The sequence below is a fragment of the Stenotrophomonas sp. 24(2023) genome (assembly GCF_030913365.1).
Taxonomy (GTDB): domain Bacteria; phylum Pseudomonadota; class Gammaproteobacteria; order Xanthomonadales; family Xanthomonadaceae; genus Stenotrophomonas.
The window spans coordinates 2,684,025-2,703,161 of record NZ_CP133160.1 but is presented as its reverse complement, the minus strand read 5'-3'; the positions used below and the strand labels follow the sequence as shown (position 1 = coordinate 2,703,161).

Here is a 19,137-nt window from a genome sequence, read left to right as displayed (position 1 = left end):
GGGTTGATCCGACGGTGGCAGGATCAGACGTTGAAGCGGAAGTGCAGCACGTCGCCTTCCTGCACGCGGTATTCCTTGCCTTCCAGGCGCAGGCGGCCGGCTTCCTTCGCGCCCGCTTCGCCCTTGTACTTGATGAAGTCGTCATACGCGATGGTTTCAGCGCGGATGAAGCCCTTCTCGAAGTCGGTGTGGATGACCGCGGCGGCCTGCGGGGCGGTGGCGCCCTTGCGCACGGTCCAGGCACGGACTTCCTTCACGCCGGCGGTGAAGTAGGTCTGCAGCCCCAGCAGGTTGTAGGCCGCGTTGATGACGCGGTTCAGGCCCGGCTCGGTCAGGCCCAGGTCGGCCAGGAAGGTGTCGCGGTCCGCGTCGTCGAGCTGGGACAGCTCTTCCTCGATCGCGGCCGACACCGGCACCACCTGCGCGCCTTCGGCGGCTGCACGGGCACGCACGGCGTCCAGGTGCGGGTTGTTCTCGAAGCCGTCTTCCAGCACGTTGGCGATGTACATCACCGGCTTGAGGGTGAGCAGGAACAGGTCGCGGACCAGTGCCTTCTCTTCCTCGTCCAGGCCCGCGGCGCGGCCCGGCTTGCCGTCGGACAGCGCCGCCTGCAGCTTGGCCAGCACCGGCTTGCGGGCTGCCGCGTCCTTGTCACCGCCCTTGGCGGCGCGCTCGGCACGGTTGAGGGCCTTCTCGACGCTGTCCAGGTCGGCCAGGGCCAGTTCGGTGTCGATGGTCTCGATGTCCGAGATCGGGTCGACCTTGTTGTTGACGTGGATGACGTCGGCGTTTTCGAAGCAGCGCACCACGTGGGTGATCGCATCGACTTCGCGGATGTGGGCCAGGAACTTGTTGCCCAGGCCTTCACCGCTGGCCGCACCGGCCACCAGGCCGGCGATGTCGACGAATTCCACGGCGGTCGGAATGACCTTCTGCGGATTGATGATGCCGGCCAGTTCGCCCAGGCGCGGGTCCGGCACCGGCACGATGCCGACGTTCGGCTCGATGGTGCAGAACGGGAAGTTCGCCGCGGCGATACCCGCCTTGGTCAGCGCGTTGAACAGGGTCGACTTGCCGACGTTGGGCAGGCCGACGATGCCGCATTTGATACCCATGGGTGACAGCTCTCTGGGGTGAAAGTGATTGGCAAAGCAGCGCGCGCGGTGCTTGGCCAATCCGTCTCGGGGTGGTCGATCAACAGCTGTGCCAACCAAGGTTGGCACCCACCGGAATCGGGAAGGTTGGCACCTGCCCAAGGCGGGTTATTTCGGGGTATGCAGCCGCTTCATCGCTTCGTTGTAGTCGCCCTGCACCGCCAGCGGCAGCACGTCGATCGCATCGTCGATGGCGCGGGCGATCAGCAGGTCGTCATCCTTGGACGGGCGCCCGAGCACCCAGCCCACCACGCGGTCCTTGTGGCCGGGGTGGCCGATGCCCACGCGCAGGCGGTGGAACTTGCCGTGGCCGAGCAGGCGGATGGTATCGCGCAGGCCGTTCTGGCCACCGTGGCCGCCATCGAACTTCAACCGCGCCACGCCGGGCGCCAGGTCCAGTTCGTCATGCGCCAGCAGGGTTTCTTCCGGCTCGATCTTCCAGAACCGCTGGGCGGCGGTGACCGACTTGCCGCTGAGGTTCATGAACGTGGCGGGCTTGAGCAGCCACACCGGCTGGCCTGCGATGTCGACCTTGGCGGTCTCGCCGAACAGCTTGCTGTCCACGCTCCAGCGCGCGCCGGCTTTTTCAGCCAGGGCCTCAACGAAATGAAACCCGGCATTGTGCCGGGTCCGGGCGTGCTCCGATCCGGGGTTGCCCAGACCGACGATCAGTCGCAATCCTGCCATCGCTTCATCCAGGTACGGCGCCTGCCCCGAGGGACAGGCGCCGTGGGGTATTACTCGGCAGCCGCGGCGTCTTCCGCGTCGGCCTTGCCGGCCTTGGCGGTGACGATGGCGTCGTCGTGGTCCTTGCCCAGTGCCAGGGCCGGGATTTCCACGCCCTTCGGCAGCTTGATGTTGGACAGGTACACCACGTCACCGGCCTTCAGCGCGCCCAGGTCGACTTCGATCGACTCCGGCAGGTCCTTCGGCAGGCAGGTGATGGTCACTTCCTTCAGTTCGTGGGTGACCACGACGTCGGCAGCCTTGCCGGCCGGCGAGGTGTCTTCGTTGATGAAGTGCAGCGGGACCGAAGCGGTCAGTGCTTCGTTCTCGTTCACGCGCTGGAAGTCCAGGTGCATGATCAGCTGCTTGTACGGGTGGCGCTGCATGTCACGCAGCAGCACCTTCTGCACCTGGCCGTCCAGGTTCAGGTCCAGGATCGAGGCGTAGAACCACTCGTTCTGCTGTGCCAGCCAGATTTCGTTGTGGTCCAGGCTGATGGCGACCGGCTCGGCGTTGCCGCCGTACACGATGGCCGGGATCACACCAGCGTGACGCAGGCGGCGGCTCGCACCCTTACGCTGCAGTTCACGCTTGGTGACCTTGATTTCATGGGTCTTCGACATTGTCTACTACTCAGGTTGTTGCCTTGCCTTGCGGCTCGGCGGTTGAAGGGCACTTCCGCGACCAGAAGCACCCCGGGCATGTCCCCTCCGTTGCCGGCGGGGACGAAAAATCAATCCACGTACAGCGAGCTGACCGACTCGCCGAAGGCGATGCGGCGCATCGTCTCGGCCAGCATCTCGGCCACGCTGAGCTGGCGGATCTTGCTGCACACCCGTGCCGCATCGTTCAGCGGGATGGTGTCGGTGACCACCAGCTCATCCAGCTGCGAGTTGGTGATGTTGTCCACCGCCGGGCCCGACAGCACCGCATGGGTGCAGTAGGCGGCGACCTTGAGCGCACCGCGCGCCTTCAGGGCAGCGGCAGCGGCGCACAGGGTGCCGGCGGTATCGACGATGTCATCGACCATCACGCAGGTCTTGCCTTCGACGTCACCGATGATGTTCATCACCGTGGACACGTTGGCGCGCGGGCGGCGCTTGTCGATGATCGCCAGGTCGGCGTCATCCAGGCGCTTGGCCACCGCACGGGCGCGGACCACGCCGCCCACGTCCGGGGACACCACGATCAGGTTCTCGGTGCCGTAGGCGCGCCAGATGTCGGCCAGCAGCAGCGGCGAGGCATACACGTTGTCGACCGGAATATCGAAGAAGCCCTGGATCTGGTCGGCGTGCAGGTCGACGGTCAGCACGCGATCAGCGCCAGCGGTGCTGAACATCTTCGCCGCCAGCTTGGCGGTGATCGGCACGCGCGAGGAACGCATGCGGCGGTCCTGGCGCGAGTAGCCGAAGTACGGCACCACGGCGGTCACGCTGGCCACCGATGCGCGCTTGAGCGCGTCGATCAGCACCAGCAGTTCCATCAGGTTTTCCGCGCTCGGCGCACAGGTCGGCTGGATCACGAACACGTCCTGCTTGCGGACGTTCTCTTCGATTTCCACCTGCACTTCACCATCGGAGAAGTGCGAGACCAGTGCCTTGCCCGGGCGGACCCCCAGTTCCTTGCAGATGTTCTGCGCCAGACGTTTGTTGGCGTTGCCGGAAAAGACCAGCAGGTTGGGGGACTCTTGCATCATGATTGTCTCGGGCGGGGACGAGTGGCGGGGATCCGGTAGCGCCAGGGACCATCAGGCCCCTGCTGCTGACAACACCGCAGCGATGTCCACGTCCCGCGCAGGCATGCGCTGGAGGGCGCGGACACAGCCGCATTGGCAGGGGCGGTAGGATTCGAACCTACGAATGCCAGGATCAAAACCTGGTGCCTTGGGCCTCTTGGCGACGCCCCTGCATCGGTAAATCAGTGTCGCTCGAGTGCATCCAGCAACGGCGAACGCGATGCGCCCGCTGCCACCCATGCCCGCAGCTCCTTCGGCAACTTCGCTCGTCCCTGCTCGGCGGCAGCCTGCGAAGCGAACTCGACGAAACAACCGCCACCCGACCCGGTCAGCCGCGCCGTTCCGATCCCGCTCAACGCAGCAAGCACGGCCTGGACGGCTGGCTCACGGCGGCGCAACACCGGTTCGAACGCATTGCCGGACACAGACCCGGAAGCGAAGTCCTCTATTTTCGCTGGCGGGGTGTCGCGCGTCAAATCCGGATCTGCAAACAGGGCCGGCGTGGGGACATGAACGCCCGGATCGGCGATGACATACCAGGCCGGCGGCAGGGCGACCGGGGTCAGGCGCTCCCCCACCCCTTCGGCCCAGGCGTTGCGGCCGCGCACGAACACCGGCACGTCGGCGCCCAGGCGCAGGCCCAGCGCGGCCAGCGCCTCCTCGTCCAGGCCGGCGTTCCAGAGCCGGTTCAGCACCACCAGTACGGTGGCCGCGTCCGAGGACCCACCGCCGAACCCGCCACCGGCCGGAACCTTCTTTTCAACGATGATGTCGACACCAAGTGCGACATTCGCTGCACTTTTAAGCAGAAGCGCGGCCCGCACCGCCAGATCGTCGGCTGCCGCCACCCCGGCCAGGCCTTCGCCCTGCCGGTGTACCTGGCCGTCGTCACGCAGGCGCAGGCCGATGCGGTCGCCCCAGTCCAGCAGCCGGAACACGCTCTGCAGCTCGTGGTAGCCATCGGCGCGGCGGCCGGTGATGTGCAGGAACAGGTTCAGCTTGGCCGGGGCCGGCCACCAGGACCAGCCCGGGCCGGCATCACGCACGTTCATGGCGTGTCCTGCCCCCACTGGTCCACCAGCAGACGGACCTTGGCGTCATCGCGGCTGGCCTCGATGCGGCGTGGCAGGGCCGGCGTACCGTCCGCGGCCGGGTACCACTCCAGGTACTGCACGACCCAGCCCGCCTGCCGCATGCGCCGCGGGCGCCCTTCGGCATCACGTTCCACGCCGCTGTCACCACTGCCACGCAGCACCAGGCCACGGGTCCAGTCCGGCAGTTCGTTGACCGGGATGTCCCAACCGGTGGCCTCCAGCAGCAGCTGGCGGGCATCGCTGCCTTCGCGCGGGCCATTGCCCAGGCCATCCAGGCGCCCGCCGCCCTGCGCGGCATCGCCCTGCAGGGTCCAGCTCTGCCGGGTGACCGGTGCGCTGAGCTGGATACGGTACCCGCTGCCCTGCTGGGCCCAATCAATGCGGCCGCTGCCGCCATTGCTGCCCTTGCTGACCGCGACCCGGCCCTGGAAACTCCAGTCCGGCTGCGCGCGCAGGGCCTGAACACGTGCCTCTTCGGCGCGCTCGGCGGCTGGGGACACCGTGTAGACGACCTCCGGAGCGGGGGTCTTCTGGGTGCCCACCGACGTACAGGCAGCGACCAGCACAGTCACCGCCGCCAGCAGCAGCGGCCGGATCAGGGAAAACGTCATGGATTGAACTTCTCGCGGGCGCGCTGCAGCGCGCGGTTGTCAGGTTCCAGCCTGGCCGCTTCACCGAAGAAGTGGCGTGCTTCGTCATGCTTGCCCAGCACCCACAGCACTTCGCCGACATGGGCGGCGATCTCGGCATCCTTGGCCAGGGTCCAGGCCCGCCGCAGCTGCACGAGGGCTTCCTCGTTGCGGCCCAGGCGGTAGAGCACCCAGCCGTAACTGTCGACGATGGCCGCGTTGTCCGGTTCGGCCACACGGGCACGGTCGATCAGTTCCAGGGCTTCCTGGTAGCGCGTGGTGCGGTCGGCCAGGGTGTAGCCCAGCGCATTGAGCGCGGCCACGTTTTCCGGTTCGGTGACCAGGATCTTGCGCAGGTCGGCTTCCGCACGCGGAATGTCATCGCGGCGTTCCCAGGCCAGGCCGCGGGCATACAGCAACGCGTTCTCGTCCGGGTAGGCCGCCAGGCCACGCGCCAGGGCATCCAGTTCGCCGCCGTCATCGCCGGCACGCTGGCGCAGTTCGGCCTCCAGCAGGTAGGCATCGCGGCGTGCGTCCTCGTCGATGCCGGCATCGGACTGGATGGCATGCACTTCGGCCAGCGCCTTGTCCTGGCGGCCGAGCAGGCCCAGCGCACTGGCCGCGCGCAGGCGCGCCTCGCTGCGCTCATCACCGCCGGGCACGCTGTGGTACCAGTTGACCGCTTCGCTGTAGCGCTTGAGGTATTCGGCGATCTTGCCCAGCAGCAGGCGCTGCGCCGGGTCCGGCTTGGCCGCCTGGCGCGACAGTTCACCGTACAGCCCGGACAGGGCAGCGGTGTCGCCCTGCTTGGCCAGCAGCGAAGCGCGCATGCCCCAGGTCTGCACGTCCTGCGGCCCCTGCGCCAGCACCCGCTCGGCCGCGGCCGGCTGGTCCAGGGCGTCATAGGCGATGGCCACCGCGTTGCGCAGCTCCGGATCCTGCCGGGTCCTGGGCTCGACGCCCCGCAGCAGCGCCAGCGCCTCATCGCTGCGGCCGGCCTGCTGCAGCTGGCTGGCGTGCAGCAGGGCCACGCGCGGTTCCTCGGGGAAGCGCCTGACCACCTCGTCGATCATCCGCTTGGCCAGTTCAGGCCGGTCCATGCGCAGGGCCAGGCGGCCGAATTCCTGCCAGACCTCGATGCGATCGGGCAAGGCATCGGCATCGACCAGATCGCCCAGCACCTGCGCCGGCAGGGCCGGGTCACGGCCACCACCGATCAGGGCCCCCAGGGCGAACTTCCAGCCTTCATCGCCGGGCTCCTTCAGCAGGGCCTGCAGCTCGCCCTCGGCCGCCTTCACGTTGCCCTGGCGCAGGGCCAGGGCGGCAGCGGCGCTGCGCATGGCCAGCGAGCGGGGGGCACGCTGTTCCCACAGGACCAGACCCTGCGCGGCACGGGCGTCATCGTTGGCCAGCATCGAGATGCGGGTCGCCCGCTCGGCCAGGCCGGCGTCGTCCCGGCTCTGCTGGGCCGCCTGCAGGTACCAGCGCGCGGCGTCGGCCAGCTTGCCCGCCTGCAGGGCGAATTCGCCGGCCATCACCGGCTCCAGCGCCAGTTCCTGGGTGCTGGGCGCGGCCACGGGGGCCTTGGCCGGTGCGGCCGCCAGGCCCTGGCTGAGGGCCAGGGACAGCAGCAGAACACTGGGGATGCGAATCAATGCGGGCATCGGCGGCATCGGGGCCTTAAAATGTGTGCCAATGGCCAGCAGCTTATCGCAAGCAACTGAACAATGACCCTGTGGGTGCTCGGACTGAATCACCAGACCGCACCGGTGGAGCTGCGCGAACGCGCCGCCTTCGCCGGTGACGCCCTGCCGCGCGCGCTGGGTTCGCTGCGCGACACCCCGCAGATTGCCGAGGCGGTGCTGCTGTCCACCTGCAACCGCACCGAACTGTATGCCGTGGCCGAGGACGCGCAGGCGCTGGACGCCTGGCTGCGCACCCAGGCCGGCGACCTGCAGGGCTACCTGTACCAGCACGCCGACGCCGAGGCGGTACGCCACCTGTTCCGGGTGGCGACCGGGCTGGACTCGATGGTGCTGGGCGAGCCGCAGATCCTGGGCCAGGTGAAGGATGCCTGGTCGACCGCGCGCGAGCACGGCCTGCTGGGCCAGCGCCTGGACCGGCTGTTCCAGCAGACCTTCTCGGTGGCCAAGCGCGCCCGCACGGACACCCAGGTCGGGGCCAACCCGGTCTCGGTGGCCTCGGCAGCCGTGCGTCTGGCGCAGAACGCCTTCGCCCGCCTGGATGATTCGACGGTGCTGCTGGTCGGTGCCGGCGAGACCATCGAGCTGGCCGCGCGCCACCTGAGCGAAGGCAAGGTGCGCCGGCTGCTGATCGCCAACCGCACGCTGGCCCACGCCCAGGACCTGGCCAGCCGCCACGGCGGCGTGGCCCTGCCGCTGGCCGAACTGGAGCGCCACCTGTCCGAAGCCGACGTGGTGTTCTCGGCCACCGCCGCGCGCGAACCGGTGATCCACCGTGCCGCCGTGGCCGCGGCCCTGCGCGCACGCCGGCACAAGCCGATGCTGCTGTTCGACCTGGCGGTGCCGCGCGACATCGAAGCCGACGTCGCCCGCCTGGACGATGCCTTCCTGTATACCGTGGACGACCTGGAACGGGCGGTGGAAGACAACCGCCGTGGCCGCCGTGAAGCCGCTGCCGAAGCCGAGGCCATCATCGACCTGCAGGTGGCCCGCTACGTGGAAATCCAGCAGGCCACCTCGCACCAGGCCCCGCTGAAGCAGCTGCGCGCGTTCGGCGAAGCCACCCGCGTGGAACTGCTGGAACGTGCACGCCAGCAGCTGGCCAACGGCAAACCGGCCGAGGAAGTGCTGGAACTGCTGGCCCACGGCCTGACCAACCGCCTGCTGCACCCGCCGACCGCTGCGCTGCGCGCGGCGGCGCTGACCGGCGATGCCGACCTGACCCGCGCTGCCGAGCGCCTGTTCCCGGCCAAGCCGGGCTATGCCCACCCACCCGTGAGACACGATGACGCCGACCCTGCGCCGTAAGCTCGAAGCGCTGGCCGAGCGCCGCGAAGAACTGGAACGCCTGCTCGCCGAACCCGATGTGGTCGCCGACAACACCCGTTTCCGCGACCTTTCGCGCGAATTCGCCCAACTGGAACCGGTCGCGACCGCGCTGGCCGCCGAAGCCCGTGCCAAGGCCGACCTGGCCGCCGCCGAAAGCCTGCGCGGCGACCCGGACCTGCGCGAGATGGCCGAAGAGGAGATCGGCACCGCACAGGCGCGCCTGCGCGAACTGGAAGACGAACTGGCCCTGCTGCTGGTACCGCGCGACCCGCGCGACGACGGCAACCTGTTCCTGGAAGTGCGCGCCGGCACCGGCGGCGACGAGGCGGCGATCTTCGCCGGCGACCTGTTCCGCATGTATGCCCGCTATGCCGAACGGCAGGGCTGGAAGGTGGAGATCGAATCGGACAACCCCGGCGAACACGGCGGCTACAAGGAAGTGGTGGCACGGGTGGTCGGCCGTGGCGCGTTCTCGCGGCTGAAGTTCGAATCGGGTACGCACCGCGTGCAGCGCGTGCCGGCCACTGAATCGCAGGGGCGCATCCACACCTCGGCGGCCACGGTGGCGATCATTCCCGAAACCGAGGAAGTCGATGAGGTGGTCATCAACCCGGCCGACCTGAAGGTGGATACGTTCCGCTCCTCCGGTGCCGGTGGCCAGCACGTGAACAAGACCGAATCGGCGATCCGCATCACCCACGTACCGACCGGCGTGGTGGTGGAGTGCCAGACCGAACGCAGCCAGCACGCCAACCGCGACAAGGCGATGAAGCGCCTGAAGGCACAGCTGCTCGACGCCGAACGCCAGCGCCAGGACGCGGCGCAGGCCGAATCGCGGCGCCTGCAGGTGGGCAGCGGCGACCGCAGCCAGCGCATCCGCACCTACAACTTCCCGCAGGGGCGCATCACCGACCACCGCGTGGAGGGGCTGACCCTGTACGACCTGCCCAACGTGCTGGACGGCGATCTGGACAGCCTGGTGCAGCGGCTGGTGCACGAACACCAGGCCGATGCACTGGCCCAGCTGTCGGCATCGGCCTGAACATGTCGGCCTGGCAGCAGCGCCGGCAGTTGCAGCAGGCCGTGCGCCAGCACCCTGGTGATTTCATTGCCTGGGTGATGCTGGCCGATGCCGAGCTGGAAGCGGGCGACCTGCGTGCCGGCGAACAGGCCGCACGACAGGCGCTGCAGTTGCGCCCCGGCCACCCGGAGGCGCTGGCCCGGCTGGGCCGCGTGGCCTGGATGGCCGGCGCGCATGCCGATGCCGCGCAGCTGCTGCGCCAGGCCGCCGCCGGTGCCCCCGCGCACCCCGGCATCGCCCTGTGGCTGGGCCACGTGCTGGAAGATGCCGGCGATGCCGAAGGTGCCGCCGAGGCCTACCGGCGCGCGCATGCCCTGCTGCCCGATGAACCCTACATCGCCGCGCAGCGGCTGGCCTGGCAGCGCCGCCTGTGCGACTGGCGTGACCTGGACGCGCTGGCAGCCCAGGTACGCCTTGCCGTGGCACAGGGCCAGGGCGCGGTCGAACCGTTCGCCTTCCTCAGCGAAGACGCTGCTGCCGCCGAACAGCTGGCCTGTGCCCGGCTGCGCGCACAGCAGGTGGCGGCCAGCGTGCGCCCCCTGCCGCCGGCACACGTGCGTGCACACGGCCCCCTGCGCATCGGCCTGCTGTCCAACGGCTTCGGCGCACACCCCACCGGGCTGCTGACCGTCGCCCTGATCGAGCAGCTGCAGCCGCTGCCGGCCCTGCAGCTGCACCTGTTCGCACTCAACGCCGACGACGGCAGTACGATCCGCCAGCGGTTGGCCGCCGCCACCACCGTGCACGCGCTGGAGGGCCTGCACCATGACGCCATCGCCGCCCGCATCCGCGCGGCCGGCATCGATGTGCTGCTGGACCTGCGTGGCTGGGGCGGCGGCGGCACGCCGGAAGTGCTGGCGATGCGCCCTGCCCCGCTGCAGGTGAACTGGCTGGCCTACCCGGGCACGTCCGGTGCGCCATGGATGGATGCGGTGATCGGTGATGCCTTCGCCCTGCCACCGGCGCTGGAAGCCCACTACAGCGAGCGCGTGCTGCGCCTGCCGCGCGCCTTCCAACCCTCCGACACCACCCGCAGGCTGCAGGCCCCGCCGACCCGTGCCGCCTGCGGCCTGCCCGAGGACGGCGTGGTGTTCTGCTGCTTCAACAACAGCTACAAGCTCAACCCACGCAGCATGGCGCGTGCCTTTGCCGTACTGCAGGGCGTGCCGGGCAGCGTGCTGTGGCTGCTGTCCGGGCCCGGCCAGGCCGATGCCCGGCTGCGCGATGCCGCCAGCCAGACCGGCGTGGACCCGGCACGGCTGGTGTTCATGCCCAAGCTGCCGCACCCGCAGTACCTGGCACGCTATGCGCTGGCCGACCTGTTCCTGGACACGCACCCGTACAACGCGCACACCACCGCATCCGACGCCCTGTGGGCCGGTTGCCCGGTGCTGACCTGCCCGGGCGATACCTTCGCCGCGCGCGTGGCCGGCAGCCTCAACCACCACCTGGGCCTGTCGCGGATGAATGTCATCGATGACGCTGCGTTCATCGCCCTGGCCGTCGCGCTGGGCAACGATCCGGCCGCGCGTGCGGCGCTGCGTGCCGAACTGGCGCAGGCCAGCCGGCACAGCGGCGTGTTCGACATGACCGGCTTCGCCAGCGACCTGTCGATGCTGCTGCAGGGCCTGGCCAGCGGGCACGGCTGGCAGGGCCTGCACGCCCCCTGACCACAGGCTGCGCTACGCTCGGGCTTCCTTCCCGCGTGGTGTGACGATGGGCAAGCTCAAGCGCAAGGACTACGACGACCTGCTGCAGCCGATGCAGCTGGAACTGAGCGCGATGGCCCGCTGGGTACAGCACAGCGGCCAACGCCTGCTGGTGCTGTTCGAGGGGCGCGATACCGCCGGCAAGGGCGGCGTCATCCAGGCCATCAGCGAACACCTCAACCCACGCCAGTGCAGGGTGGTGGCGCTGCCCAAGCCGACCGACCGTGAAAGCACGCAGTGGTATTTCCAGCGCTATGCCGCGCACCTGCCGGCCGCCGGTGAAATCGTGCTGATGGACCGCAGCTGGTACAACCGCGCGGGTGTGGAGCGGGTGATGGGCTACTGCAGCGAGAACGAGTACCAGCGCTTCCTGCACCAGGCGCCGGTGTTCGAGCAGCTGCTGGTGGACGATGGCATCCTGCTGTTCAAGTACTGGCTGGCGGTGGACCAGGTGCAGCAGGAAAAGCGTTTTGCCGAACGCCATGAGAACCCGCTCAAGGGCTGGAAGCTGTCACCGGTGGACCTGAAATCGCGTAGCAAGTACAGCGCCTACACCGAGGCGCGCGAGGCGATGCTGCGGGCGACCCATCGCGAACAGGCGCCGTGGACGCTGGTGGACTTCAACGACCAGCGACGTGGCCGGCTGACGCTGCTGCGCAACCTGCTGGACCGCCTGCCCGATACCCGCGTGGACGAACCGGTGCTGGCGCTGCCGAAGCTGAAGGGTGAACTGCACCATGAGCGCTACGACGTGCTCAAGCCGATCGAGGCGTTTCCGCTCGAGGATTGAGGGGGAGGGTCGGCAGGGCGGCTGCCCTGCACCTGCTGCGGGCCAGATCAAGCGCAACGGCAGAAGCCAAGGCGGCTCTGGGTTTTCTGTGGCCTGGCGGGGCGGTGCGGGCAGGCAGGACACGCCGTAAACCCGTCCCTGGGGGCTCGTAGGCGCCATCCATGGCGCCTGCGGTCCTGCCTGCCCGCACCACCCCACCTTCGACAGGTTCCTGGTGACGGCAGGTAGATCCACGCCATGCGTGGATGTTTTCAATCACACATCGAAACAATCGATTTCGATTGGCATTGATCCACGCATGGCGTGGATCTACCAACAGATCGTGGACAACTGTCGGAGGCGGGGCACTGTGGGTCTACGGCGTCCCCGCACCCCCACAGTGCCCCGCCATCCCACGGAATGCCGGCTGTTGCGGTTGCGGTTGCTCTGGCTTCGGCGGGTGCAGGGCGCAGCCCTGCCACCTCCCCTCCTTCTTACTTCGCGGCGGCGATCTGCTTTTCGATGTCCGCGGCGGTGATCGGCCCCAGGAAGGTGTGCGCGACCTTGCCGGCCGGGTCGATCAGGTAGGTCAGCGGCAGGCCGCGCGGGGTGGCGAAATCAGCCGGCGGATCGTACGGGTCGGCGATGACGATCGGGTAGGTCACCGGGTGCTTGGCCAGGAACGCCTGCATCTCCGGCACCTCGATCTCCTCATAGGCCAGACCCACCACCTCGATGTTGCTGCGCAGGGCATGCAGCGCCGACAGCTCCGGCATTTCCTTGCGGCACGGCGCGCACCAGGTCGCCCAGAAATTCACCACCACCCACTTGCCACGGTGGGCGGCCAGGTCGTACTCGCTGCCATCGACCGCTTTCATGCGCAGCGTCGGCATCTCCGCCGTGGTGCGCTCGGCGGGGCTGTCCGGTGTGGCGGTCTGGGCCGTGGCGGGAGCGGGAGCCGGGGCCTGTGCCGGCGGCGTGCTGCTGGCCGGGGCGGGAGCATCGGCCGGCTTGCAGGCGGCCAGCAGCAGGGCGGCCACGGCCGGCAGCAGGAGGGTGCGTTTCATCGGGTGTCTCCGGAATCGGTATAGATGTCACTGACGCGGCGCTTGAGTTTCTCGCGCAGCGGCAGGCGAAGTTCATCCAGGGCGGCCAACGCCGCCCGGCCCAGGCTGTCATCACGGTACGGCAGGTGCTGTTCGGCGACCGGGATGCGCAGCTGGGTGCATTCGTACAGATCGGCCAGGCTGACCTGGTCCAGGTCACGGGCCAGCAGCCATTCGCCGTTCTCGTCACGGCGCAGCAGGCCGACCGCCTGCAGGTCGCAGGCCAGGTCCTGCAGCAGCGAATCGGTCAGCAGCGGCTCCAGGCGCAGGATCTCATCGTCGGCCAGGCCCTTGCCCAGCGCGCGCGCCTGCTGGAAACGGCCAAGCAGGCGCAGCAGGCCGTAGAACTCGTAGCCCTGTGGCAGGCGCAGGTCCACCGGCTGGTAGCGGAAGGCGGCGATGGAAGAGGACAGCGATGCGCCCAGCAGCACCGACACCCAGCACAGGTAGATCCACAGCAGCAGGATCGGCACGAACGCCACCGTGCCGTAGAGCTTCTGGTAGGACTGGAAGCTGCCCAGGTAGGCACCGATGCCCCACTTCACCAGTTCCAGCATGATCGCCGCCAGCACGGCGCCGGGAACGGCATGGCGCCATTTCACCGTGTGGTGCGGCACCACCCGGTAGACCAGCATGATGCAGACGAACTCGATCAGCACCGGTGCCAGGTGCAGCGACAGGTCCGCCAGCCAGCGGCCTTCCTGGGTACCGAACAGCGGCATGGCGAACACCCGCGCCGAGACCGCCAGTGATGCCGCCGCCAGCATCGCGCCCAGGGTCAGCACCGTCCAGTAGACCAGGAAGCGGGTCAGCTTGGGCCGGGTGGAACCGACCCGCCAGATCTGGTTGAAGGTCTCCTCCACGCTGTTGAGGGTGATCAGCAGCGAGATGACCAGGGCGATGAAGCCGGCGGCGGTCAGCTGCCCGGCGCTGGCCGAGAACTGGCGCAGGTAGCCTTCGGCCGCACGTGCGGCGTTGGGCACGAAGTTGGAGAACACGTAATCGCTGAGCTGGTCGCTCCAGCGGTCGAACACCGGGAAGGCCGACAGCACCCCGAACACCACGATGGCCAGCGGCACCAGCGCGAACACGGTGGTGTAGGCCAGCGCGGCGGCGGCCTGGAACAGGCGGTCATCGAGGAAGCGGCGCCACAGGAAGCGGCCGAAGCTGGCGGCCCGTGCGCGGTCGCGCGCGCGCTCCATCCACAGGTTGAGCGTATCCAGAGGTTCCATCGGCGCAAGGGTACCCGATGCGGAATGAGCGCAGGATAGCCATACTGGGGGCATCACGACGAGGAGATGCGGGCGACGATGGGCGAGATCCTGGTGCTGTACTACAGCCGCGGGGGGTCGGTGGCACGGCTGGCACGCCAGATTGCGCGTGGCATCGGCGAGGTGCCGGGCATGGGGGCGCGCCTGCGCACGGTGCCACCGGTGGCTGCCGTGACCCAGGCCGCGCAGCCGCCCGTACCCGACGAGGGGGCTCCCTATGTGAGCGTGCAGGACCTGGTGGACTGTGATGGCCTGCTGCTGGGCAGCCCGACCCGTTTCGGCAACATGGCCGCACCGGTGAAGCACTTCCTGGATGGGCTGGGCGCCGAATGGGTGAACGGCACGCTGGCCGGCAAGCCCGCCGGGGTCTTCACCTCCACCGCCTCGATGCACGGCGGCCAGGAATCCACGCTGCTGTCGATGCAGGTGCCGCTGCTGCACCACGGCTGCCTGATCGTGGGCATTCCCTTCACCGAGCCGGCGCTGAGCCACACCACCACCGGCGGTACGCCCTACGGCGCCAGCCACGTGGCCGGGGCCGCCGACGACCCGCAGCCCAGCGATGACGAGGCCGTGCTGGCCCGGGCGCTGGGACGGCGGGTGGCCGACATCGCCCAGCGGTTGGCCCGATGAGCGAGCGCCGGCTGCGCACCACGCTGCTGCTGGCGCTGATGGCGCTGGCCGCGCTGTACGTGGGCTGGTTCATCAACGACAAGCACTGGCTGGCGACCCAGCTGGTGTTCACCGCGCCGCCGCTGGTGCTGGGCTTTGCGGTGATGCTGGGCTGGCACAAGGCCGGCTTCTGGGCCTCGGTGCTGGCCCTGGGCTGGTTCAGCCATGGGGTGATGAGCGCGTGGAGCCACCCCGAAACCCGCACGCTGGCACTGATCGAGATCGCCCTGGCCCTGCTGGTGATCTTCGCCGCCTGCCTGCCCGGCCTGCGGGCACGCTTCGGCAAACGGCGCTGACGCTGCGGGCGCGGGGCCGTATCATCTGCACTCCCGGCCCTGGTGCCGACGTTCCTGCCTGGTTTCGCGCATGCACATGATGGAAGAGCTCCTGATCGTCACCACCGGTGGCACGATCGACAAGATCTACTTCGACGACAAGTCGGACTACCAGATCGGCGACCCGCAGATCGGCATGATCCTGCGCGAACTGGGCGTGACGTTCCGCTTCAACGTGATTCCGATCCTGCGCAAGGATTCGCTGCACATCACCGACGAGGACCGCGAGCTGATCCGGGCGACCATTGCCGCCCAGCCCACGCGCCATGTGCTGGTGACCCACGGTACCGATTCGATGGTGCAGACGGGCAAGGTGCTGGCGACGATTCCGGGCAAGACCATCGTGATGACCGGCGCGCTGAGCCCGGCACGCTTCCGCGGTTCGGATGCCGAGTTCAACATCGGCTGCGCGATCGGTGCGGTGCAGTCGCTGCCCGAAGGCGTGTACATCGCCATGAACGGGCGGATCTTCAATCCCGAGCACGTGCGCAAGAACGTGGCCGCCAACCGCTTCGAGTCGGTCTGACCGGCGGGTGCAGGGCCGGTAACCACCTGCGCCGCGATGCCAGGCAGAAACGCCCCGGCCGAAGCCGGGGCGCACCCAGTGGGAAGGGGACCTGGGCTCAGTACTGGGCGTTGAGGGTCAGACCGGAGAAGGTGCTGTAGGCCTTCACCCGCACATGCCACACGCCCGCAGCAGGATTGCTGATGGTGCAGGTCTCGTTGTTGCCGTTCAGGTACGGACGGCAGGTGTAGGTGGTATCGGTCGGGGCGCTGCCCTGGCGCAGGTACAGGTCGGCATCACCGCTGCCGCCGCTGATGGCCACGCGCAACTGGCTGCGGCCGGCCGGGACGGTGACCGTGTAGGCCAGCGATGCACCGCTGGCCGCCGACAGGCCACTGACCGGCACATTGTTCTGCAGTTCGTTGCCACCCGGGTTCGGGGTGCCTCCCCCGCCGTTGAGCACGGCGCTGACCGCCGCATCGGCGTCGATGATGCCCGCGCCGCAACCACCGGAGCACGCGCCCGGCAACGGCCGCGCGGTGTTCTTGATGATGGTTTCCACCTGCGCCGGGCTCAGCGGGCTGGTCGCCACCGACTGCATCAGCGCCACCACGCCGGCCACGTGCGGGGCCGCCATCGAGGTGCCGTTGTACGAGGCGTAGGTCGCGCTGCCCGGGGTGGTGGTACCGGTGTTGAGGGTGGACAGGATGCCCTGGCCCGGCGCGGAGATGTCGATGCCGGCACCGTAGTTGGAGAAGCTGGCGCGCGCACCGGCCGAGGTGGTCGCGGCCACGGCGATCACGTTGGCGCAGTTGGCCGGCACCGACGAGGACACATTGGTGTTGCTGTTGCCGGCAGCCACCACCACCGTGGTGCCACGGCCGACCGCACCGTTGATCGCGTTCTGGTAGGTGGCCGAGCAGCTGCCGCCGCCACCGAGCGAGAGGTTGATGACTTCGGCCGGGTTGGCATTGGCCGGCACGCCGCTGACGGTACCCCCGGAGGCCCAGACGATGGCATCGGCGATGTCGGAGGTGTAGCCACCGCACTTGCCGAGCACGCGCACCGGCACGACCTTGGCATTGAAGGCGGTACCGGCCACGCCGGTGCTGTTGTTGGTCACTGCGGCCACGGTGCCGGCCACGTGGGTGCCGTGCCAGCTGGAGTTCGATGCCGGGATGCCCGCGCCGCACTCGTTGGCGCCGTACCAGTCGCCTTCATCGTTGGGATTGCTGTCGCGGCCGTTGCCATCACGCGCCATGGCGGCATCGCTGATGAAATCGTAGCCGGGCAGGATGTTGGCATTGAGGTCGGGATGGTTGGTGATGCCGGTATCGATCACCGCCACCACCACGCCGGTGCCGGTGGCCTTGTCCCAGGCCGGGCGCACGTTGATGGAGGCGTTGGAAGTACCGAAGCCCCACTGTTCGTTGAAGCGGGTGTCATTGGGGACCAGCGTCGGCCGCATGATCTGGTCCACTTCCACGTATTCCACGTTCGGATCGGCGGCCAGCTTGCGCATCAGCAGCTCGGCTTCGGCCTGGTCCAGCGCGCGGTCGGCCTTGACCACGCTGGGACCGATCGCCAGCCGGCGCAGCTGCTGCAGGCCCAGCGCACGGCCCTGCGCCGCCGGCAGGCCGGTGGCGGCGGTCTTCAGCGAACTGGCCAGCGCCGTGGTGCTGGCCAGCGGCGCGCTGTTGTCGCGGTATTTCACGATGAAGCGCTGGTGCGTCGGCGCGGACTGCAGCCCGCTGAGCTGGACATCACCGGCGAACGCCGGCGCAGCCAGCAGCAGCGAGGTGACGACGGTGGCACCGAGAACTACCCATGCTTGACGCACACGCGGTTGCGAAACCTGGGACATCGGACTGTACCTTCTAGTGGTGTGAATGCCGGAATCGGCAGATGACCGGCCCGTTTCCTGGGTCGTGCTGTGGATGGCGGATGGGCGGACCGGAGAACGGCGGATCACCCCTGTCGATCCGCCTGTTGCCGACGCTAGGGCTTTGAGCCGGATGCGACAAGATTTCAGCGTCCTTTCAGGGACATGAAATGTCGGATCTGAGACTTTGCGGGTCTAGGGTTTGTGAAGATGAAGGAACGCCGGGGCGCAGGGATGCCCCGGAATGGCCGGTTGTCTGTCCACGGATGACATTGCCGACATCGGCACGCCCGCGTCGCGTGCCCTGGGGCCTTCGATCGCCACTGCCGTGCCCCGCCCGCAGCGCGAGCGGGGCGGCTGTGGGCCGCGATCAGCGCTGCAGCGGCGACCCTGCCGGGCGGACGTGCTGGCCGCGGGTCGGTTCGCCGCGGGCGACCGGCTGGTCATCGGCGATGTAGTCGGTGAACTGGGCCGGCAGGCCGGCACTGGTGCCGAAGGCCGGCCCCGCCTGCAGCTGGTAGTGCAGGTGCGGTTCGGAGGAATTGCCGCTGTTGCCGCACTCACCCAGGCGCGCGCCGGCACGCACCACGTCGCCCCTGGCAACCTGCACGCTGCCGTTGCGCAGATGGGCCAGCAGCGAATACTCGTTGTTGCCGTGATCGATGATGACGCGGTTGCCGGTCGCTTGGCGGGCGTTCATCTGGCCCGGGACGTTGTCGGCGATGCCTTCCACCACTTCCACCACGGTACCGTCGGCCGGGGCCAGCAGCGGCGTGCCGAAGCAGAAATAGTCTTCGTTGCGCTTGCCATCGCCGCTGTGCGAGCGGTCCTCGCGCACGATCACCATGTCCAGCGCGAACCGCTGGTTCGCGTCCACCGCGTGGTAGTTCTGCTCGACACTGCGGCCGCCCCAGAACACGTAGAACGTTTCAGCGAACGGCAGCTGCAGGCGCGTGCGGGTCTGGTACTCCAGGTGCGGGCTGGCGGCCGCGGTGGGCTCGGCCTGCTCGGGCCGGATGTAGAAGCCACCGACCCTGCCCTCGCTGTCCAGTGCCCACTGCACCTGGATGACCTGCGGCACCTTCTCCAGGCGCACCCGGCGCAGGTAGACGCCATAGCCGTTCACGGTGTCGGTCTTTTCCTCGACCACGGCGGTTTCCGCGCCCCAGTCCGTCAGGACCTTCCCGCGCAGCGCGGCCAGGTTTTCCTTTGACTGCAGGGCCTGCTGCATCTGCGGCGTCATGCGCTTCCAGATCATGTCGGTCTGGCCCTGGTAGAACGCCGTCGTCAGCACCTGGCCCTGCTGGCGCAGGTCGGCCGCCCGGGCGGCGCCCGTCGATACCACCAGCAGCAAGGCAAGAAACGGGATCACGCGGTAAAGCAGGTTCATGTCATTCGTCCTTGTAGTCCATGGTGGGGAGCTGGGCCACGATCGCG

General features: G+C 68.7%; 18 protein-coding genes and 1 tRNA gene. 7 read left to right on the top strand and 12 right to left on the bottom strand.

The annotated features are described in order from the left end of the window. Nucleotides 1-23: 23 nt before the first annotated feature. The 8 genes from ychF to Q9R17_RS11960 all read right to left on the bottom strand — a co-directional run bounded on the left by ychF (nucleotide 24) and on the right by Q9R17_RS11960 (nucleotide 7,002). Nucleotides 24-1,115 carry a redox-regulated ATPase YchF gene (ychF, locus tag Q9R17_RS11995; RefSeq protein ID WP_308154869.1) on the bottom strand — a complete coding sequence of 364 codons (1,092 nt, stop codon included), beginning with the start codon at nucleotides 1,113-1,115 and terminating at the stop codon, nucleotides 24-26. Nucleotides 1,116-1,262: 147 nt separating this feature from the next. Next, the gene (gene pth / locus Q9R17_RS11990) at nucleotides 1,263-1,841 is read right to left on the bottom strand and encodes an aminoacyl-tRNA hydrolase (protein ID WP_308154868.1); all 579 of its coding nucleotides are present in this window, start codon (nucleotides 1,839-1,841) and stop codon (nucleotides 1,263-1,265) included. A gap of 50 nt (nucleotides 1,842-1,891) precedes the next feature. Beyond that, nucleotides 1,892-2,503, bottom strand: a complete 612-nt coding sequence (locus tag Q9R17_RS11985; RefSeq protein WP_308154867.1) for a 50S ribosomal protein L25/general stress protein Ctc — start codon at nucleotides 2,501-2,503, stop codon at nucleotides 1,892-1,894. Between the two features lie 110 nt (nucleotides 2,504-2,613). Next, nucleotides 2,614-3,573: a ribose-phosphate diphosphokinase gene (locus tag Q9R17_RS11980; RefSeq protein ID WP_308158336.1), complete on the bottom strand. Its 960-nt coding sequence runs from the start codon at nucleotides 3,571-3,573 to the stop codon at nucleotides 2,614-2,616. A gap of 136 nt (nucleotides 3,574-3,709) precedes the next feature. Next, nucleotides 3,710-3,786 (bottom strand) — tRNA-Gln (locus tag Q9R17_RS11975). An 11-nt stretch (nucleotides 3,787-3,797) separates the two neighbouring features. Continuing rightward, nucleotides 3,798-4,667 (bottom strand): 4-(cytidine 5'-diphospho)-2-C-methyl-D-erythritol kinase, encoded by an 870-nt coding sequence (ispE, locus tag Q9R17_RS11970; protein ID WP_308154866.1) that lies wholly within the window; start codon nucleotides 4,665-4,667, stop codon nucleotides 3,798-3,800. Then, on the bottom strand, nucleotides 4,664-5,320 hold the full coding sequence (gene lolB, locus Q9R17_RS11965; RefSeq protein WP_308154865.1) for a lipoprotein insertase outer membrane protein LolB: 657 nt from the start codon (nucleotides 5,318-5,320) through the stop codon (nucleotides 4,664-4,666). The genes ispE and lolB overlap by 4 nt, the downstream gene beginning before the upstream one ends. Further along, entirely contained in the window at nucleotides 5,317-7,002 is a 1,686-nt protein-coding gene (locus tag Q9R17_RS11960) for a tetratricopeptide repeat protein (protein WP_308154864.1), read from the bottom strand. Before Q9R17_RS11960 ends, lolB begins: the two co-directional genes overlap by 4 nt. A 63-nt stretch (nucleotides 7,003-7,065) precedes the next feature. On the opposite strand from Q9R17_RS11960, the gene hemA reads away from it, so the two are divergent. From hemA to ppk2, 4 genes are read left to right on the top strand one after another with little or no spacing between them, the layout of a single operon-like run. After that, a complete protein-coding gene (gene hemA, locus Q9R17_RS11955; RefSeq protein WP_308154863.1) occupies nucleotides 7,066-8,349 on the top strand; it encodes a glutamyl-tRNA reductase in 1,284 nt (427 codons plus the stop codon). After that, nucleotides 8,327-9,412, top strand: a complete 1,086-nt coding sequence (gene prfA, locus Q9R17_RS11950) for a peptide chain release factor 1 (RefSeq protein WP_308154862.1) — start codon at nucleotides 8,327-8,329, stop codon at nucleotides 9,410-9,412. Before hemA ends, prfA begins: the two co-directional genes overlap by 23 nt. A gap of 2 nt (nucleotides 9,413-9,414) precedes the next feature. Beyond that, nucleotides 9,415-11,121: a tetratricopeptide repeat protein gene (locus tag Q9R17_RS11945; protein WP_308154861.1), complete on the top strand. Its 1,707-nt coding sequence runs from the start codon at nucleotides 9,415-9,417 to the stop codon at nucleotides 11,119-11,121. A gap of 46 nt (nucleotides 11,122-11,167) precedes the next feature. Beyond that, the gene (gene ppk2, locus Q9R17_RS11940) at nucleotides 11,168-11,950 is read left to right on the top strand and encodes a polyphosphate kinase 2 (protein WP_308154860.1); all 783 of its coding nucleotides are present in this window, start codon (nucleotides 11,168-11,170) and stop codon (nucleotides 11,948-11,950) included. A 473-nt stretch (nucleotides 11,951-12,423) separates the two neighbouring features. Here ppk2 and Q9R17_RS11935 read toward each other — a convergent pair whose 3' ends face one another. Continuing rightward, the gene (locus Q9R17_RS11935; RefSeq protein ID WP_308154859.1) at nucleotides 12,424-12,996 is read right to left on the bottom strand and encodes a TlpA disulfide reductase family protein; all 573 of its coding nucleotides are present in this window, start codon (nucleotides 12,994-12,996) and stop codon (nucleotides 12,424-12,426) included. After that, nucleotides 12,993-14,267, bottom strand: a complete 1,275-nt coding sequence (locus Q9R17_RS11930; RefSeq protein WP_308154858.1) for a YihY family inner membrane protein — start codon at nucleotides 14,265-14,267, stop codon at nucleotides 12,993-12,995. Before Q9R17_RS11930 ends, Q9R17_RS11935 begins: the two co-directional genes overlap by 4 nt. A gap of 78 nt (nucleotides 14,268-14,345) precedes the next feature. Here Q9R17_RS11930 and wrbA point away from each other — a divergent pair, with 78 nt between their 5' ends. From wrbA to Q9R17_RS11915, 3 genes are all read left to right on the top strand, one after another. Next, on the top strand, nucleotides 14,346-14,939 hold the full coding sequence (gene wrbA / locus Q9R17_RS11925; protein WP_308154857.1) for an NAD(P)H:quinone oxidoreductase: 594 nt from the start codon (nucleotides 14,346-14,348) through the stop codon (nucleotides 14,937-14,939). Then, nucleotides 14,936-15,274, top strand: coding sequence for a DUF2069 domain-containing protein (locus Q9R17_RS11920; RefSeq protein ID WP_308154856.1), 339 nt, complete (start codon nucleotides 14,936-14,938; stop codon nucleotides 15,272-15,274). Before wrbA ends, Q9R17_RS11920 begins: the two co-directional genes overlap by 4 nt. A gap of 79 nt (nucleotides 15,275-15,353) precedes the next feature. Further along, the gene (locus tag Q9R17_RS11915) at nucleotides 15,354-15,839 is read left to right on the top strand and encodes an asparaginase domain-containing protein (RefSeq protein WP_308158335.1); all 486 of its coding nucleotides are present in this window, start codon (nucleotides 15,354-15,356) and stop codon (nucleotides 15,837-15,839) included. 97 nt (nucleotides 15,840-15,936) lie between these two features. On the opposite strand, the gene Q9R17_RS11910 is transcribed toward Q9R17_RS11915, so the two are convergent. Beyond that, nucleotides 15,937-17,682: a S8 family peptidase gene (locus Q9R17_RS11910; RefSeq protein ID WP_308154855.1), complete on the bottom strand. Its 1,746-nt coding sequence runs from the start codon at nucleotides 17,680-17,682 to the stop codon at nucleotides 15,937-15,939. 388 nt (nucleotides 17,683-18,070) lie between these two features. After that, nucleotides 18,071-19,090 (bottom strand): M23 family metallopeptidase, encoded by a 1,020-nt coding sequence (locus tag Q9R17_RS11905; RefSeq protein ID WP_308154854.1) that lies wholly within the window; start codon nucleotides 19,088-19,090, stop codon nucleotides 18,071-18,073. Nucleotides 19,091-19,137 lie beyond the last annotated feature (47 nt).

Excerpts from the sequence above, each read along its gene's own strand:
- ychF (WP_308154869.1), bottom strand. The coding sequence starts at position 1,115 with ATGGGTATCAAATGCGGCATCGTCGGCCTGCCCAACGTCGGCAAGTCG.
- pth (WP_308154868.1), bottom strand. The coding sequence starts at position 1,841 with ATGGCAGGATTGCGACTGATCGTCGGTCTGGGCAACCCCGGATCGGAG.
- Q9R17_RS11985 (WP_308154867.1), bottom strand. The coding sequence starts at position 2,503 with ATGTCGAAGACCCATGAAATCAAGGTCACCAAGCGTGAACTGCAGCGT.
- Q9R17_RS11980 (WP_308158336.1), bottom strand. The coding sequence starts at position 3,573 with ATGCAAGAGTCCCCCAACCTGCTGGTCTTTTCCGGCAACGCCAACAAA.
- ispE (WP_308154866.1), bottom strand. The coding sequence starts at position 4,667 with ATGAACGTGCGTGATGCCGGCCCGGGCTGGTCCTGGTGGCCGGCCCCG.
- lolB (WP_308154865.1), bottom strand. The coding sequence starts at position 5,320 with ATGACGTTTTCCCTGATCCGGCCGCTGCTGCTGGCGGCGGTGACTGTG.
- Q9R17_RS11960 (WP_308154864.1), bottom strand. The coding sequence starts at position 7,002 with ATGCCCGCATTGATTCGCATCCCCAGTGTTCTGCTGCTGTCCCTGGCC.
- hemA (WP_308154863.1), top strand. The coding sequence starts at position 7,066 with ATGACCCTGTGGGTGCTCGGACTGAATCACCAGACCGCACCGGTGGAG.
- prfA (WP_308154862.1), top strand. The coding sequence starts at position 8,327 with ATGACGCCGACCCTGCGCCGTAAGCTCGAAGCGCTGGCCGAGCGCCGC.
- Q9R17_RS11945 (WP_308154861.1), top strand. The coding sequence starts at position 9,415 with ATGTCGGCCTGGCAGCAGCGCCGGCAGTTGCAGCAGGCCGTGCGCCAG.
- ppk2 (WP_308154860.1), top strand. The coding sequence starts at position 11,168 with ATGGGCAAGCTCAAGCGCAAGGACTACGACGACCTGCTGCAGCCGATG.
- Q9R17_RS11935 (WP_308154859.1), bottom strand. The coding sequence starts at position 12,996 with ATGAAACGCACCCTCCTGCTGCCGGCCGTGGCCGCCCTGCTGCTGGCC.
- Q9R17_RS11930 (WP_308154858.1), bottom strand. The coding sequence starts at position 14,267 with ATGGAACCTCTGGATACGCTCAACCTGTGGATGGAGCGCGCGCGCGAC.
- wrbA (WP_308154857.1), top strand. The coding sequence starts at position 14,346 with ATGGGCGAGATCCTGGTGCTGTACTACAGCCGCGGGGGGTCGGTGGCA.
- Q9R17_RS11920 (WP_308154856.1), top strand. The coding sequence starts at position 14,936 with ATGAGCGAGCGCCGGCTGCGCACCACGCTGCTGCTGGCGCTGATGGCG.
- Q9R17_RS11915 (WP_308158335.1), top strand. The coding sequence starts at position 15,354 with ATGGAAGAGCTCCTGATCGTCACCACCGGTGGCACGATCGACAAGATC.
- Q9R17_RS11910 (WP_308154855.1), bottom strand. The coding sequence starts at position 17,682 with ATGTCCCAGGTTTCGCAACCGCGTGTGCGTCAAGCATGGGTAGTTCTC.
- Q9R17_RS11905 (WP_308154854.1), bottom strand. The coding sequence starts at position 19,090 with ATGAACCTGCTTTACCGCGTGATCCCGTTTCTTGCCTTGCTGCTGGTG.